The 13,670-nt window shown below is 62.7% G+C and carries 11 protein-coding genes; 6 read left to right on the top strand and 5 right to left on the bottom strand.

Features of this window, described 5'->3' with window-relative positions; genetic code table 11:
- Positions 1-151: 151 nt before the first annotated feature.
- The gene (locus ACO06J_RS07140; protein WP_421760012.1) at positions 152-2,089 is read left to right on the top strand and encodes a putative bifunctional diguanylate cyclase/phosphodiesterase; all 1,938 of its coding nucleotides are present in this window, start codon (positions 152-154) and stop codon (positions 2,087-2,089) included.
- 4 nt (positions 2,090-2,093) lie between these two features.
- Here ACO06J_RS07140 and purN read toward each other — a convergent pair whose 3' ends face one another.
- Both purN and purM read right to left on the bottom strand, forming a co-directional pair.
- Entirely contained in the window at positions 2,094-2,636 is a 543-nt protein-coding gene (gene purN / locus ACO06J_RS07135; protein ID WP_421762463.1) for a phosphoribosylglycinamide formyltransferase, read from the bottom strand.
- A 44-nt stretch (positions 2,637-2,680) separates the two neighbouring features.
- A complete protein-coding gene (purM, locus tag ACO06J_RS07130; RefSeq protein ID WP_421760011.1) occupies positions 2,681-3,757 on the bottom strand; it encodes a phosphoribosylformylglycinamidine cyclo-ligase in 1,077 nt (358 codons plus the stop codon).
- An 84-nt stretch (positions 3,758-3,841) separates the two neighbouring features.
- On the opposite strand from purM, the gene ACO06J_RS07125 reads away from it, so the two are divergent.
- The 4 genes from ACO06J_RS07125 to ACO06J_RS07110 are packed head-to-tail and all read left to right on the top strand — an operon-like array spanning position 3,842 to position 9,459.
- A complete protein-coding gene (locus ACO06J_RS07125) occupies positions 3,842-4,987 on the top strand; it encodes an AI-2E family transporter (protein ID WP_421760010.1) in 1,146 nt (381 codons plus the stop codon).
- Between the two features lie 35 nt (positions 4,988-5,022).
- Positions 5,023-5,760 carry a hypothetical protein gene (locus ACO06J_RS07120; protein WP_421760009.1) on the top strand — a complete coding sequence of 246 codons (738 nt, stop codon included), beginning with the start codon at positions 5,023-5,025 and terminating at the stop codon, positions 5,758-5,760.
- On the top strand, positions 5,753-7,924 hold the full coding sequence (locus ACO06J_RS07115; RefSeq protein ID WP_421760008.1) for an RNA degradosome polyphosphate kinase: 2,172 nt from the start codon (positions 5,753-5,755) through the stop codon (positions 7,922-7,924). The genes ACO06J_RS07120 and ACO06J_RS07115 overlap by 8 nt, the downstream gene beginning before the upstream one ends.
- Positions 7,921-9,459 carry an exopolyphosphatase gene (locus tag ACO06J_RS07110; protein WP_421760007.1) on the top strand — a complete coding sequence of 513 codons (1,539 nt, stop codon included), beginning with the start codon at positions 7,921-7,923 and terminating at the stop codon, positions 9,457-9,459. Before ACO06J_RS07115 ends, ACO06J_RS07110 begins: the two co-directional genes overlap by 4 nt.
- A 2-nt stretch (positions 9,460-9,461) precedes the next feature.
- Here the strand turns inward: ACO06J_RS07110 and ACO06J_RS07105 are convergent, their stop codons facing one another.
- The 3 genes from ACO06J_RS07105 to rnd form a co-directional block, all read right to left on the bottom strand.
- On the bottom strand, positions 9,462-9,782 hold the full coding sequence (locus ACO06J_RS07105) for a DUF86 domain-containing protein (RefSeq protein ID WP_421762462.1): 321 nt from the start codon (positions 9,780-9,782) through the stop codon (positions 9,462-9,464).
- Positions 9,783-9,826: 44 nt separating this feature from the next.
- Entirely contained in the window at positions 9,827-10,132 is a 306-nt protein-coding gene (locus tag ACO06J_RS07100; RefSeq protein WP_421760006.1) for a nucleotidyltransferase family protein, read from the bottom strand.
- Between the two features lie 69 nt (positions 10,133-10,201).
- Positions 10,202-11,368 carry a ribonuclease D gene (rnd, locus tag ACO06J_RS07095; RefSeq protein WP_421760005.1) on the bottom strand — a complete coding sequence of 389 codons (1,167 nt, stop codon included), beginning with the start codon at positions 11,366-11,368 and terminating at the stop codon, positions 10,202-10,204.
- A gap of 187 nt (positions 11,369-11,555) precedes the next feature.
- On the opposite strand from rnd, the gene aspS reads away from it, so the two are divergent.
- Positions 11,556-13,541: an aspartate--tRNA ligase gene (aspS, locus tag ACO06J_RS07090; protein ID WP_421762461.1), complete on the top strand. Its 1,986-nt coding sequence runs from the start codon at positions 11,556-11,558 to the stop codon at positions 13,539-13,541.
- Positions 13,542-13,670: the final 129 nt, after the last annotated feature.

Raw genomic sequence — 13,670 nt, 5'->3', positions numbered from 1 at the left:
CGGCCTGACTTCCCAAAGCCCTGCGCTGTGAGTTTCGATTTCTTAACGAGCCCATGTGCAAGTAGTTGGCTCAGGAGATTTGCCCAGCATTGGCAGGCACGCCGGGAGAGACATCACGTCCCAAGCTGAAAACACACTGGCGCGCCGGATCTTGAGGATCTGCGGGATTGACCTGCAGAAGCCTGAGCTGCTGCTGGCACGGGCCGCCGCTCTGTCGACCCAAATTCCAATGATGTATCTGCTGGTGCTGATCTGCTCAGGCGTCCTGGTCTGGACGCACTGGACCACCGCGCCGGTTTACCTGACGGTCTATTTCCCGCTCGCGTTGACAGTGCTGTGCGCGTTTCGGCTTGTCCGCTGGTGGCATGCGCGCGGCACACCGCTTTCAGCCGAGCAGGCGGTCCGGATGCTCACTCAGACAATGGCGATGGCGGCTGTCCTCGGTGTGATGTTTGCCTGGTGGGCGCTGAGCATGGCGCCATATGGCGGGCCGTTCGAGCAGGCCCACGTGATGTTCTACCTGGGCTTTACGCCCATCGCGTGCCTGTTCTGCCTGATGCATCTGCGCGTGGCAGCGCTGATCCTTGCCATCGTGGTGCTCATCCCCACGCTGGTCTACTTCTATTTCAGCGGCAATCATGTGCTGTTCCTGATTGCCATCAATATGCTCCTGGTCGAGCTGGTGATGGCAACGCTGCTGGTACGCAACTCCATGGATTTCGATCGGCTGATCGCGTCGCGCCGCGAGTCGGTCAATCGCGAACAGGCGGCGCGGGAACTATCAGAGATCAACGCGCGGCTCGCCAATATCGATAGCCTCACTGGCCTCGCCAACCGCCGCCACTTCCTGCACCTCTTGCAGGAGCGCCTTGGAGAGCAGCGGCCATCGGTGCCGCCGACGATTGTCGGCATCATCGATCTCGACGGGTTCAAGGCCATCAACGATGTGTTCGGCCACGCCATTGGCGATCAGGTTCTGGTGCAGGCCGGAGCACGGCTGAACCAGTTGGGCGAGGTTGGCACGGTCGTGGCGCGGCTGGGCGGTGACGAGTTCGGCATCATTCTGGCGCCGGGGACGCGCGATGATCAGCTCGACGGCCTCGCGACAATCCTTGTTTCGAGCCTCCAGCAGCCGTTCCGCTTTCCGGGCGCCGTGGCGCGCATTTCGGGATCGGTCGGGTTTGCCGCCACCCGCGCCGGCGACACGGCCGAGGAAGCGCTGGCCCGGGCGGACTACGCGGCCTATGAGGCGAAAACGACGGCGCGCGGGAACATGGTGCGGTTTTCCGCCATCCACGCCGAACGGATCGCCGCCGATCATCGGCTGGAAGCGGCGCTGATGAACGCCGATTTCGCTTCGGAATTGACGGCGCTGTTTCAGCCGGTGGTGGACGGACGCACCGGCGAGCGGCTGGGTTACGAGGCCCTGGCCCGCTGGAGCAGCCCGACGCTGGGCGATGTGCCGCCGAGCAAGTTCATCCCTATGGCCGAGCGGCTCGGACTTGTGCCGGTGATCACCCGCGCCATGGTCGCCAAGGCTATCGTGCTGGTGGACCAGTTGCCCAAGCCAATCCGTGTGGCCGTCAACCTTTCGGCCCGCGACCTGGCGTCGACGGAAGCCATGCGCGCGCTATCTCATATGCTGTCGAGTACGGGGACAAAGCCGTGCCGGCTTGATTTCGAGGTGACCGAGACCGCGGTGATGCGCGACGTGACCGAGGCGAGCCAGGGGCTGCTGATGCTGCTGGCGCACGGCGCGCGCATTTCGCTGGATGACTTCGGCACGGGGCACTCGAGCCTCAGCCGGGTGCAGACCCTGCCGCTCGATCGGATCAAGATCGACAGCAGTTTCGTCGCTGGTATTGAATCCGATCGGGCGAGCCAGGCGATCGTCAAGACTATCCTCAGCCTCTGCCAGAACCTTGGCCTGTCGTGTGTGGTGGAAGGTGTCGAGACCTGGGAGCAGGTGCAGACTTTATCCGGTTTGGGCGCGACGATCTTCCAGGGATACTATTTCGGCCGGCCGCAGGCTGCCGACGATGTGCTCGCCTACCACCGCGCCGATGCGGCGGGCCAGCTATCTGCGTGACTGACTAGCCCTCGAACGTGACCTCGCCGCGGGCTAGCCGGGCCAGCGCCTCGGGGTAGATGCGGTGTTCCTCGGCCAGCACCCGCGCGCCAAGTGTTTCGGCGGTATCGCCGGGGAGCACGGGGACACGGGCCTGCGCGATGATCTGGCCTTCATCCATGCCAGCAGTGACGAAATGCACGGTGCAGCCGTGCTCGGTCACGCCATCGGCCAGCGCCTGCTCGTGGGTGTGGAGGCCCTTGTGAAGGGGCAGGAGGGAAGGGTGGATGTTGATCATCCGGCCCTGCCATTTCTTCGTGAACTCAGGTGTGAACAGCCGCATGAAACCGGCAAGGCAGATGTAGTCCGGCCGCCAGAGGCGCAGAACGTCACCGATGGCGAGCTCGAACCCGATGCGGCTGGGATAATCCTTGTGCCAGCGCCAGGCTGTGGGGATGTTGTAGGTCGCGGCGGCGGCGAGGCCAGGGGCGTCAGGCTTGTTTGAGAAGACACCGACGATTTGCGCGGGATAGTCCGGATCGCGCGCCGCTTCGATCAGCGCGCTCATGTTGGAGCCGCGGCCGGAAATCAGGATGGCGACGCGTTTCTTGCTCACAGGGCCAACGCGCCGTCAAAAGTCACCGGCTCGCCGGTGCGGGGCCGGAGCTCGCCGACAATGGCTGCGGTTTCGCCAGCGGCGCCGAGATGCGCCACGAGCTTGCTCGCGTCTTCTGCCGAGACGGCGCAGAGCATCCCGACGCCGCAATTGAAGGTGCGGAGCATTTCACGTTCGCTCATGCCACCGACGCGGGCGAGCCAGCCGAAGACCTTGGGCACGGTGACTTTGCCCAGATCGACGTGGGCCGAGAGCGTATCTGGCAGGACGCGCGGGATGTTGTCGATGAAACCACCGCCAGTGATGTGGGCGAGAGCCTTGAGATTGATCCCCGCCTTCAGCGCAGAGAGCAATGGCTTGACGTAGATGCGGGTGGGGGTGAGCAGCGCATCGGCAAGGGTCTGGTCCTTGACGAACGGGGCAGGCAGATACCAGTCGATGCCCGAAAGCTCGACGATCTTGCGCACCAGCGAATAGCCGTTGGAATGCACGCCGGACGAAGCAATGGCGACCAGCACGTCTCCGGCCTGGAGATCGGCCCGCGGCAAAAGCGTGCCACGCTCCGCGGCGCCGACGGCAAAACCGGCGAGGTCGTAGTCCTTGCCCGAGTACATGCCCGGCATTTCAGCGGTCTCGCCGCCGATCAGCGCGCAGCCAGCGATGCGGCAGCCTTCGGCAATGCCTTCGACGATCGACGTCGCCACGGCCACATCGAGCTTGCCGGTGGCATAGTAGTCGAGAAAGAACAGCGGCTCGGCGCCCTGGACGATGATGTCGTTGACGCACATCGCCACGAGGTCTTGCCCGATGGTCGCGTGTTTGCCGGTTTCGATGGCGATCTTGAGCTTGGTGCCGACGCCATCATTGGCTGCGACGAGGATCGGATCGACAAATCCGGCGGCCTTGAGATCGAACAGACCACCGAAACCACCAATTTCTCCGTCGGCGCCGGAGCGTCGCGTGGAACGAACGGCGGGCTTGATGGCTTCTACAAGGGCGTTGCCTGCGTCTATATCGACGCCCGCCTGCTTGTATGAGAGCCCGTTTGATGGCAGGTTTTGCGCGTCGGACATGGGCTCTTTCCCGCTTTGGCCAAGGGCATGAAGCAACAACGCGCTGATAGCCGCTCCACCTCACTCACGCAAGAGACGCCCGTATTGCTGACCCTTAGAAATCAAGTGCTGGCCTGGGCAGGCTTCTTCATTGCGGCCATCCTGCTGCTCTGGCTGTTCCGCTCAATCCTGCTGCCCTTCGTGGTCGGAGGGGCGCTGGCGTACCTCTTGAACCCGCTGGTCAACCTGCTGCAGCGCTGGGGCATCAACCGGCCGTGGGCGTCGATGCTGGTGCTGGCCCTGGTGCTGCTGCTGATAGTCAGTCTGTTCCTCGCCATCGTGCCGCTGGTGGCGGCGCAGGGCGCGAGCCTGATCTCCCTACTGCCCGGCTACATTACCGATTTGCAGGAGTTGCTGCGCAAATGGGCGCCGCAGCTCAACGAGTGGCTCGGCCCCGAGCGCGCGCTGCAACTTGAGAGCAGCCTTGCCGACCTGATCGGACGTGGCGTCGAAATGACGGCTGGGATCACCGCGCAACTGGCGCAGAGCAGCCTGACGGTGCTCAACACCATCGCCGTGCTGTTCATCACACCGGTGGTGGGCTTCTACCTCCTGGTTGACTGGGAGGGCATGCTCAAGAAAATCGATGACCTGCTGCCCCGGCAGTACCACTCGGAAATCCGAGGGGTATTGGGCGATATCGACCGCGCCATGGCCGGTGTGATCCGCGGGCAGGGTGGCGTGATCCTGGTGCTGTGCATTTACTACAGCACGGCTCTGACCCTGAGCGGGCTGAACTTCGGTCTCGCCATCGGCCTGATCGGCGGGCTGCTGAGCTTTATCCCCTATGTCGGGTTCCTTGTCGGCTTTTCGCTGTCGATGACGGTGGCGCTGGTGCAGTTCTGGCCGGATCAGTGGATCCTGATCCTAGTGGTATTTGGCATCTATCTGGTGGGCCAGTTCCTCGAGAGTAACGTGCTCTATCCCAAGCTTGTAGGGCAGAGCATCAACATCAATCCGGTCTGGCTGATGTTCGCGCTGTTCGCCTTTGCGCTGCTGTTCGGGTTCGTGGGGCTGCTGCTGGCTGTGCCACTGACGGCTATATCGGGCGTGCTGATGCGCTTTGCGCTCGCGAAATACCAGGCTTCGGCGCTCTATCTTGGCCAGGACACGCCCCCTCCACCGCCGCCTGCGCGGATGCGCGCGGCCACAGCGAAGTCTGCCGACCGGAAAGCAGCGGCGGACAAATGACTGTTGGTGAACCTGCAGCGCCGGGAAGGGGGCAGTTGGCCCTCGAACTCGGACATGAGCCGTCTCATGCTGCCGATGACTTCATCGTCGGTGAAGGCAATCGGCTCGCCTACGCGCATGTTCTTTCTTTTCCCCGCTGGGCCGCCCCGCTGACGCTGATCGAGGGGCCGGCGAGTTCCGGCAAGTCCCACCTGGCGCGCATCTGGGCGGAACTTGCCGACGCCGCGTATGCTACACCCGAGACGGCCGAGGATCTGTCGCGCGGCGCGGGTGCAGGTCCGCTTGTGGTAGAGGATGCCGACAGGGCCGGTTACGACGAAGCCGCGCTGTTCCACCTGCTCAACCAGTCGATGCGTGACCACAGGCCGATGTTGCTGACGGCGCGGGAGCCGGTTGCCAACTGGCCCTTCACGACAAATGATCTCAAATCGCGCGCCCGTCTTGCGGCACACTTTACCGTGGCGCTGAGCAGTGACATTCAATTGTCACAGATGTTCGTAAAGCTGTTTGGGGACCGTCAGGTGTCGGTGGATCCCAAGATCATCGCCTACCTTGTAGCTCGCATGGAGCGCTCCCCCGACGAGGCGGTGGCGCTGGCCGGCCTGATGGATCGCATGGCGCTGGAGCGCGGCACGGCGATTTCGCGGGGCATCGCTGCCGAGGCACTGGCATTGCGCGGCGCAAAGCGCGACGATCATCAACTGGCGCTCGCATTTAGCGATGCAGACGGTGCGGACGAAGCCGAAGGCCTGGAAGGCGATACCGATGAATGAGATGAGCGAAATCGCCAGCGACACCAGCACGGCTCCGGATGTCTCGGAACTCCGCCAGAGCCCGGCGCGCTTCGTCAACCGCGAGGTCAGCTGGCTGCAGTTCAACATGCGCGTGCTGGAAGAGGCGGGGAACACCAACCACCCGCTGCTGGAGCGGCTGCGGTTCGTCTCGATCTCGGCCAACAACCTCGACGAATTCTTCATGGTGCGTGTTGCCGGCCTCAAGGGGCAATTGCGCGCCGGGCTGACCAAGCTCAGCGCTGATGGCCTGTCGCCGGCCGAGCAGCTCGACGAGATCGCAACGCTGGCCCAGCACCTGCACCTTGAGCAGCAGGACCATTGGCAGCAACTGCGCGAGGAACTGTTTGCCAAGGACGTCGTGATCCACGAAGCCGACGACCTGTCGGCGGATCAGATCAGCTACCTCCAGAAGCTGTTCCGCGAAGAAATCTTCCCCGTATTGACCCCAATCGCGGTCGACCCGGCGCATCCCTTCCCGTTTATCCCGAACCTGGGGTTCACACTCGCCTTCGAGATGGTGCGGCTGGGGACGGCGCAGACGTTGACCGCCCTGGTGCGCGTGCCGTCCAACATCGATCGCTTCGTGACGCTGCCGAACAACCTCACCACCGAGAACCGGGTCGAGGTGGTGACGGTCGACACGATGATCAACCTTTTCATTTCGAAGATGTTTCCGGGCTACGAAGTGTCCGGGTCGGGCTCGTTCCGCATCATCCGTGACAGCGAAATCGAAATCGACGACGAAGCGGCCGATCTGGTGGTCGAGTACGAATCGGCCTTGCGCCAGCGCCGGCGCGGCCAGGTGATCCGTCTCGAGATCGACAAGAAGATGCCGCGCGCCCTCCGCCGGCACATTTCGGAACGGCTGGGCGTCGGCCCCACCGATACGTTCGAGGTCGAGGGGTTCCTCGGTCTCGCCGATGCGTCGCGGATCTGCGACATCGACCGGCCCGACCTGAAATTCACGCCTTATATTCCGCGCTTCCCCGAGCGCATCAAAGACTATAACGGCGACATCTTTGCTGCCATTCGCGCCAAGGACCTGCTCGTCCACCACCCATTCGAGAGCTTCGACGTGGTGGCGCAGTTTTTGATGCAGGCCGCGCGCGACCCTGATGTGGTGGCGATCAAGCAGACGCTCTATCGAACCTCGCGCGACAGCCCGATCGTCAAGGCACTGGTGCAGGCCGCAGAGGCTGGCAAGTCGGTGACGGCGCTGGTGGAGCTGAAGGCGCGGTTTGACGAAGAGGCCAATATCCGCTGGGCACGTGACCTGGAACGGGCTGGCGCGCAGGTGGTGTTCGGCTTCATCGAGCTGAAGACCCACGCCAAAATGAGCCAGGTGGTGCGGCGCGAGAACGGCAAGTTGGTGAGCTATTGCCATCTCGGGACCGGCAATTATCACCCGATCACCGCCAAGATTTACACCGACCTGAGTTTCTTCACCACCGACCCATCGATCACCCGTGACGTCAGCCGGGTGTTCAACTTCATCACCGGCTATGCGCGCCCTACCGACATGGAGGCGATCGCCTTTTCGCCGGTGACGCTCCGCCAGACGCTGCTTGATTGCATTGCACGCGAGGTCGGACACGCCGAGCGGGGCGAGCCGGCGACGATCTGGATGAAGATGAATGCGCTGGTCGACCCCGAGATCATCGATGCGCTTTATGACGCCAGCCAGAAGGGCGTGAAGATCGAATTGATCGTGCGCGGCATCTGCTGCCTGAGGCCCGGGATTCCGGGGTTCTCCGACAATATCCGGGTCAAGTCTGTGGTCGGTCGTTTCCTCGAACACTCGCGCATCTTCTGCTTCGGCCAGGGCTCGCCGCTGCCGTCGCGCCGCGCCAAAGTCTACATGAGCTCGGCCGATATCATGCAGCGCAACCTTGATTGGCGCGTCGAGGTGATGGTTCCCATCCTCAACAAGACCGTGCATAAGCAGATCCTGGACCGCACGATGGTAGCCTATTTCAAGGACAACCAGCAGAGCTGGGAAGTGCTGCCAGACGGCAGTTCGGACAGGATTCGGATGCAGGAAGGCGATGAACCTTTCAACGCACATGATTACTTCATGACCAATCCGAGCCTGTCGGGACGAGGAAGCGCGTCGCAGCGCGATACTGAGGATAGTGACGAGTGAACCAGTACTGGGGCGTTGACGCCGATCCAACGGCGCAGGGCCGCATCAAGGGGGCGCGGCCGGTTGCGGTGCTCGACATCGGCTCGAACTCGGTGCGCCTCGTGGTCTATGAGCGGCACGCGCGCTCTCTGACCCCGCTCTACAACGAAAAGTCATCCTGTGCGCTTGGCCGTGGGCTCGCGCAGACCGGGCGCATTGCCTACGAGAATATCGACCGTGCCCTCACCGCCATTCAGCGTTTTGCACTGGTATGCCGGCTGATGAAGGTGGGCGACACGTTCATTCTCGCCACCTCTGCCGTCCGCGACGCCTCCAATTCGCAGGCGTTTGTGACAGCGGTCGAAGAGATCATGAACGCCAAGGTCAGTGTGCTCAGCGGCAGCGAAGAGGCGCACTACGCGGCGCTCGGTGCGCTCTCCGGCATGCCGGGCTTTACTGGCCTGGTGGGCGATCTTGGTGGCGGCAGCCTCGAAATGTCGGCGATTGCCGGCGGACATGATTCCGTGGGCGAAACGCACGAGCTTGGCGTCATCCGCATCCAGGACGATTCCGGCAACTCGCCGCAAAAGGCGATGGCACTTGCCAAGCAGCGGCTGAAAGCGTCGAAATTGCTGACGGGGCAGGGTGGAGCATTCTGCGCCATCGGCGGTACGTGGCGCTCGCTCGCCAAGGTGCACCAGGTGCTGCGCGATTATCCGCTGCACATGGTCCAGCACTATTCGGTCAAGGCAGCCGACATGCTGAAGCTCTGCGAGGACATCGTTTCGGCCACCGAAGCCGGCAAGCCTTGGGTGGGCTCCGAACACGCAAGTTCCGGCCGCCGTGATCTGGTGCCTTATGGCGCCGCGGTGCTCGCCGAAGTGCTGAAACTGGGCAAGTTCGACAGCGTGGTGTTTTCGGCTTTGGGCGTCCGCGAGGGCTACCTGTTCGGAAAGCTTGACGAGACGGAGCGGGCCGTGGATCCGCTGATCCAGATGGCCGAGCAGATGTCTGTGCTGCGCTCGCGCTCGCCGGCGCACGCGACCGACCTTATCGATTTCACCGCCGAGTTCCTGACCGCCATCGGCATCGGCGAAACCGAGGAAGAGCAGCGCCTGCGCAAGGTCGCCTGCTACCTTGCCGATATCGCCTGGCGCGGACACCCGGACTATCGCGGCGAACAGGCCGTGGACATGGTGGCCTATGGCTCGACCACCGGCGTCGACCACCCTGGCCGCGCCTTCCTCGCCGAGGTGCTGGCCGTCCGCTATATGGGGCTTAAGCACAAGTCGATCAGCCAGGCGCTGCTCAATCTCGCGGGTCCGGCAGCGAACATGAAGGCCCGGCTGATCGGTGCGGCGTTCCGCGTGGCCTATCCAATGTCAGCAGCCATGCCCGGCGTCCTGCCACGCACCGGCTTTGATCTCGAAGGCGGCCGGCTCAAGCTCTACCTGCCGCAGGATCTCGCTTTCCTCGATGGCGAGCACCTGCGTGGACGGCTGGATCAACTGGCCGGCGTTGCAGGGATCAAGGCAACGGACGTGGTGGCGCGGTAGCGCTAGCGCGCGAACGTCCCATCAGGGTCGTGGGCGGCGAGCATGGCATCAACAGCCACGCTAAGCGGCTCAAGGTCATTTTGGTAGATCAACCAGAGGGTTTCGAAGCTGGCCTGCTCATAGGCATGCCTTAGGATGTTGCCTAGGCCCGCAATCTGCCGCCATGGAACCTGGCTGCCGAACTGCAGTTTCCACTCATCGGGGATGTGGCGCGACGCCTCGCTGATAATCTCCAGAAATCGCTCGAACGCGGCGCGGACAACGACGTCATCACCCGCTTCCGCCAATGTCTTGTCGCCAAGTAATTTCTGAATGTTGCCAATAGCTTCGCGGACATGATGGAGCCGAATAGCACCACGCTCAGCGCTCAGAATATCAACACCTCGTCACGCATCACGCGTCGCTCGAAACCCGGCGACATGTCTCTGCGAATGACCACCGACGCTGGAAGACCGATATGGTCTTCGACGAGATGTCCCACGCCGACCAGATCAAGCAACGAGAATTTTCGCGTTTCGTCGACGTCGATCATCAGGTCAACGTCACTATCGGGACGATTGTCATTGCGTGCCCTCGAACCAAATAGGGCAACGCGAACCACAGCCTGGCGCTCAAACTCGGGCTTTAGTGCCAGCAACTCGGCCAGTAATTGTTCACGGACGATGTCACGCATCTGAGCTACTCGCGGAGAACCACAAGCAACATAGCTGTTTTTCTCGGGGTTTTCCAGCCGCGCGGCGGCCTACTCCTCGTCGTCGTCGAGGATGTCGATCTCGATGATGCCGCCCTTGCTGGCGGCGAGGCCAACCTTGCCGTGCTTGAGGGCGAGGGCCTTGTCGCCGAAGAGCTTGCGGCGCCAGCCTTTGAGGGCCGGCACGTCCGCGTCATCGTCGAGCACGAGTGCATCGATCTCGTCGGACGTTGCAATGATGCGCGAGGCGACGCCGTGTTCTTCCGCAACCGACTTCAGCAGCACGCGGACGAGATCGCCGACGGCGCCCTTGGGTGAGGGGCCACGATAGCGTTCGGGCAGCTTGGGAAGATCGGTCTTCCCCATCTCTTCGACGTTGCGAAGAATGGCGAGGATTTCTCCGGCGGCACTGGAGCGACCATAGCCGCGCTGCACGGCACGGAGCTTGTCAAAAGCCTCGGGCGTGGTCGGGCGCTGCATGGCGAGCTCGACCAGAGCATCGTCCTTGAGCACCCGGCTGCGTGGCTGGTCGCCGTCCTGCGCCCGCTTTTCGCGCCAGGCGGCGAGCGCCTTCAGCGCTGCCACATCGCGCGGCTTGTTCAGTTTGGCCTTGAGGCGCTCCCAGGCATGCTCGGGCTGCACCACATAGGTGTGGATCGATTCGAGTACCGCGAGCTCGTCCTCGACCCAGTCCCAGCGGCCGGTATCATCGACCTGCTTCAAAAGCGCCGCATAGACGTCGCGCAGGTGGGTCACGTCGGCGAGCGCGTAGACCATCTGCTTTTCGGTGAGAGGGCGGGCCGACCAGTCGGTGAAGCGCGAGGATTTATCGAGTTCGACGCCGGTGATCGAGCGCACCAGGTTGTCGTAGGAGACGCTGTCGCCAAAGCCGCAGACGCTGGCCGCGACCTGGGTGTCGAAGATGTTGAGCGGCACCTTGCCGGTGAGCTTGACGAAGATTTCGATGTCCTGGCGCGCCGCGTGAAAGACCTTGCGGACCTTGTCGTTGGCGAGGAGTTCAAAGAACGGCGCGAGATCGAGTCCCGGAGCGAGCGGGTCGATGAGCACTGCTTCATCGAGCGTCGCCGCCTGCAGCAGGCAGAGCTTGGGCCAGTAGGTGGTTTCGCGCAGGAACTCTGTATCGACCGTCACGAAATCATATCCGGCGGCACGCTTGGAGAACGCAGCGAGCACGTCGGTCGAAACTATGAGCTCCATCAACAGTCTTTCAGTTCAATACTCAGTGTTTTTGCATAACAGGCGAATCCCCCGGCTGTCAGCAGCGAATCGGGCTTGCGAGCCGGCGGGGTGGCACAAAGGGGTCTAAAACTTGACAAAACGGGGCTCGCATGCGCTTGTCCGCGCCGGATTCCGCCTGCTTTAGAGATTGAAAAAAATGGCCGAGATGCACCGCTACCGTACCCACACCTGCGCCGCGCTGACCGCTGGTGATGTGGGCAATAATGTGCGGCTTTCGGGCTGGGTGCACCGCATCCGCGACCATGGCGGGCTGCTGTTCATCGACCTGCGCGACCACTACGGCATCACCCAGTGTGTGGTGGATCCGGATTCGCCGGCTTTTGAGGCGGTCAACGCGCTGCGTGCCGAGTTCGTCGTGCGCATCGACGGCAACGTGAAGGCCCGCACGCCCGAGACGGTAAATCCGAACCTGCCGACGGGCGCAGTCGAAGTGTTCATCCGCGAACTCGAAGTGCTGGGCGCGGCGACCGACTTGCCGCTGCCGGTGTTCGGCGAGCAGGACTATCCCGAGGATATCCGGCTCAAGTACCGGTTCCTCGACCTCCGCCGCGAGCGGCTGCATGGCAACATCGTCAAGCGCACCAAGATCATCTCGTCGATGCGCCAGAAGATGAACGCCATCGGCTTTGCCGAGTATTCGACGCCGATCCTCACGGCCTCGTCGCCGGAAGGCGCGCGTGATTTCCTCGTGCCGAGCCGCATTCACCCCGGCAAGTTCTTCGCGCTGCCGCAGGCGCCCCAGCAGTATAAGCAGTTGCTGATGGTTGCGGGCTTTGATCGCTATTTCCAGATCGCGCCGTGCTTCCGCGACGAAGACCCGCGCGCCGACCGCCTGCCGGGCGAGTTTTACCAGCTCGACCTCGAGATGAGCTTCGTCACCCAGGAAGAAATATGGGAGACGATGCAGCCGGTGATCACCGAGGTGTTCAAGGAATTCGCGGAGGGCAAGCCGGTGAATGCCGACTGGCCGCGCATCCCCTATGATACAGCGATCCGCACCTATGGCTCGGACAAGCCGGACCTGCGCAACCCGATCGAGATGCAGAACGTCACCGAGCACTTCCGTGGCTCGGGCTTTGGCGTGTTCGCCAACCAGATCGCCAATGACGACAAGGTCGAGGTCTGGGCCATTCCGGCCAAGACCGGCGGCAGCCGCGCCTTCTGTGACCGGATGAACGCCTGGGCGCAGGGCCAGGGCCAGCCCGGCATGGGCTATATCTTCTGGCGTAATGTCTCCGAAGCAGATTTGGAACTCGTAAAGCGCATCGGCGCCATCGCTGAAACGGACGAGGGGCAGAAGACACTGGCAGAGTCTGGCGGCACGCCGATATCTGGGCCAGGTCAGAAGCTATCTGGCCTTGAGATCAAGTTGCTTCAGTTGGGTCTATCGAAGCTCATCGCCGACGGCAAAATGGACGAAGCTGAGGCCTTGTGGGCAAAGTACAATGAGAGTGCCGGTCCGATCGCTAAGGCGCTTGGCCCCACTGGGACGGAGCGTATCCGTGCCCAATTGGGCCTTGATGCAGGCGACGCCGTGTTCTTCGTGCTCGGCAGCCCCGACAAGATGTACCGCTTTGCCGGTGAGGCGCGGGTGAAGGTTGGGCTCGACCTGAACCTGACTCAGCTCGACCAGTTCAAGCTCTGCTGGATCGTCGATTTCCCGTTCTACGAATGGAGCGAGGAAGAAAAGAAGCTCGATTTCGCCCACAACCCCTTCTCGATGCCCAAGGGTGGTCTTGAGGCGCTGAACGGGCCGGATCCGCTGTCCATCAAGGCCTACCAGTATGACGCGGTCTGCAACGGCTTCGAGATCGCTTCGGGCTCGATCCGTAACCAGCAGCCCGACACGATGGTGAAGGCGTTCGAACTGGTCGGCCTGAGCAAGCAGGATGTGGAGGATCGCTTCGGCGGCCTTTACCGCGCGTTCCAGTACGGAGCCCCGCCGCATGGTGGCGCGGCGTTCGGGATCGATCGCGTCGTGATGCTGCTTTGCGGCGCGCAGAACCTCCGCGAAATCACGCTGTTCCCGATGAACCAGCAGGCCGAAGACCTGCTGATGGGCGCCCCGTCGCCCGCCAGCGCCAAGCAACTGCGCGAGCTGCATGTGCGGGTCAGCGCCGACGTGAAGTAAGGGCTCTGCCCCTCACCCTAACCCTCTCCCCGACGGGGAGAGGGGACTGCCAACCGGTCGGCGCGCGGCAAGGTCTGGTTAATCAGCGTTAACACTCTCTTAAAGCTCCGGCTGCTAGGCATTTGTTGC

Origin of the sequence: Devosia sp., assembly GCF_965229025.1 — a bacterium.
Taxonomy (GTDB): domain Bacteria; phylum Pseudomonadota; class Alphaproteobacteria; order Rhizobiales; family Devosiaceae; genus Devosia_A.
This window is presented reverse-complemented; position numbering and strand designations above follow the sequence as displayed.

Bases quoted from the DNA above. Each gene is read 5' to 3' on its own strand.
- purN (WP_421762463.1), bottom strand. From the start codon at position 2,636: ATGAGCGCGCTGATCGAAGCGGCGCGCGATCCGGACTATCCCGCGCAA.
- purM (WP_421760011.1), bottom strand. From the start codon at position 3,757: ATGTCCGACGCGCAAAACCTGCCATCAAACGGGCTCTCATACAAGCAG.
- ACO06J_RS07115 (WP_421760008.1), top strand. From the start codon at position 5,753: ATGAATGAGATGAGCGAAATCGCCAGCGACACCAGCACGGCTCCGGAT.
- ACO06J_RS07100 (WP_421760006.1), bottom strand. From the start codon at position 10,132: ATGCGTGACATCGTCCGTGAACAATTACTGGCCGAGTTGCTGGCACTA.
- rnd (WP_421760005.1), bottom strand. From the start codon at position 11,368: ATGGAGCTCATAGTTTCGACCGACGTGCTCGCTGCGTTCTCCAAGCGT.
- aspS (WP_421762461.1), top strand. From the start codon at position 11,556: ATGCACCGCTACCGTACCCACACCTGCGCCGCGCTGACCGCTGGTGAT.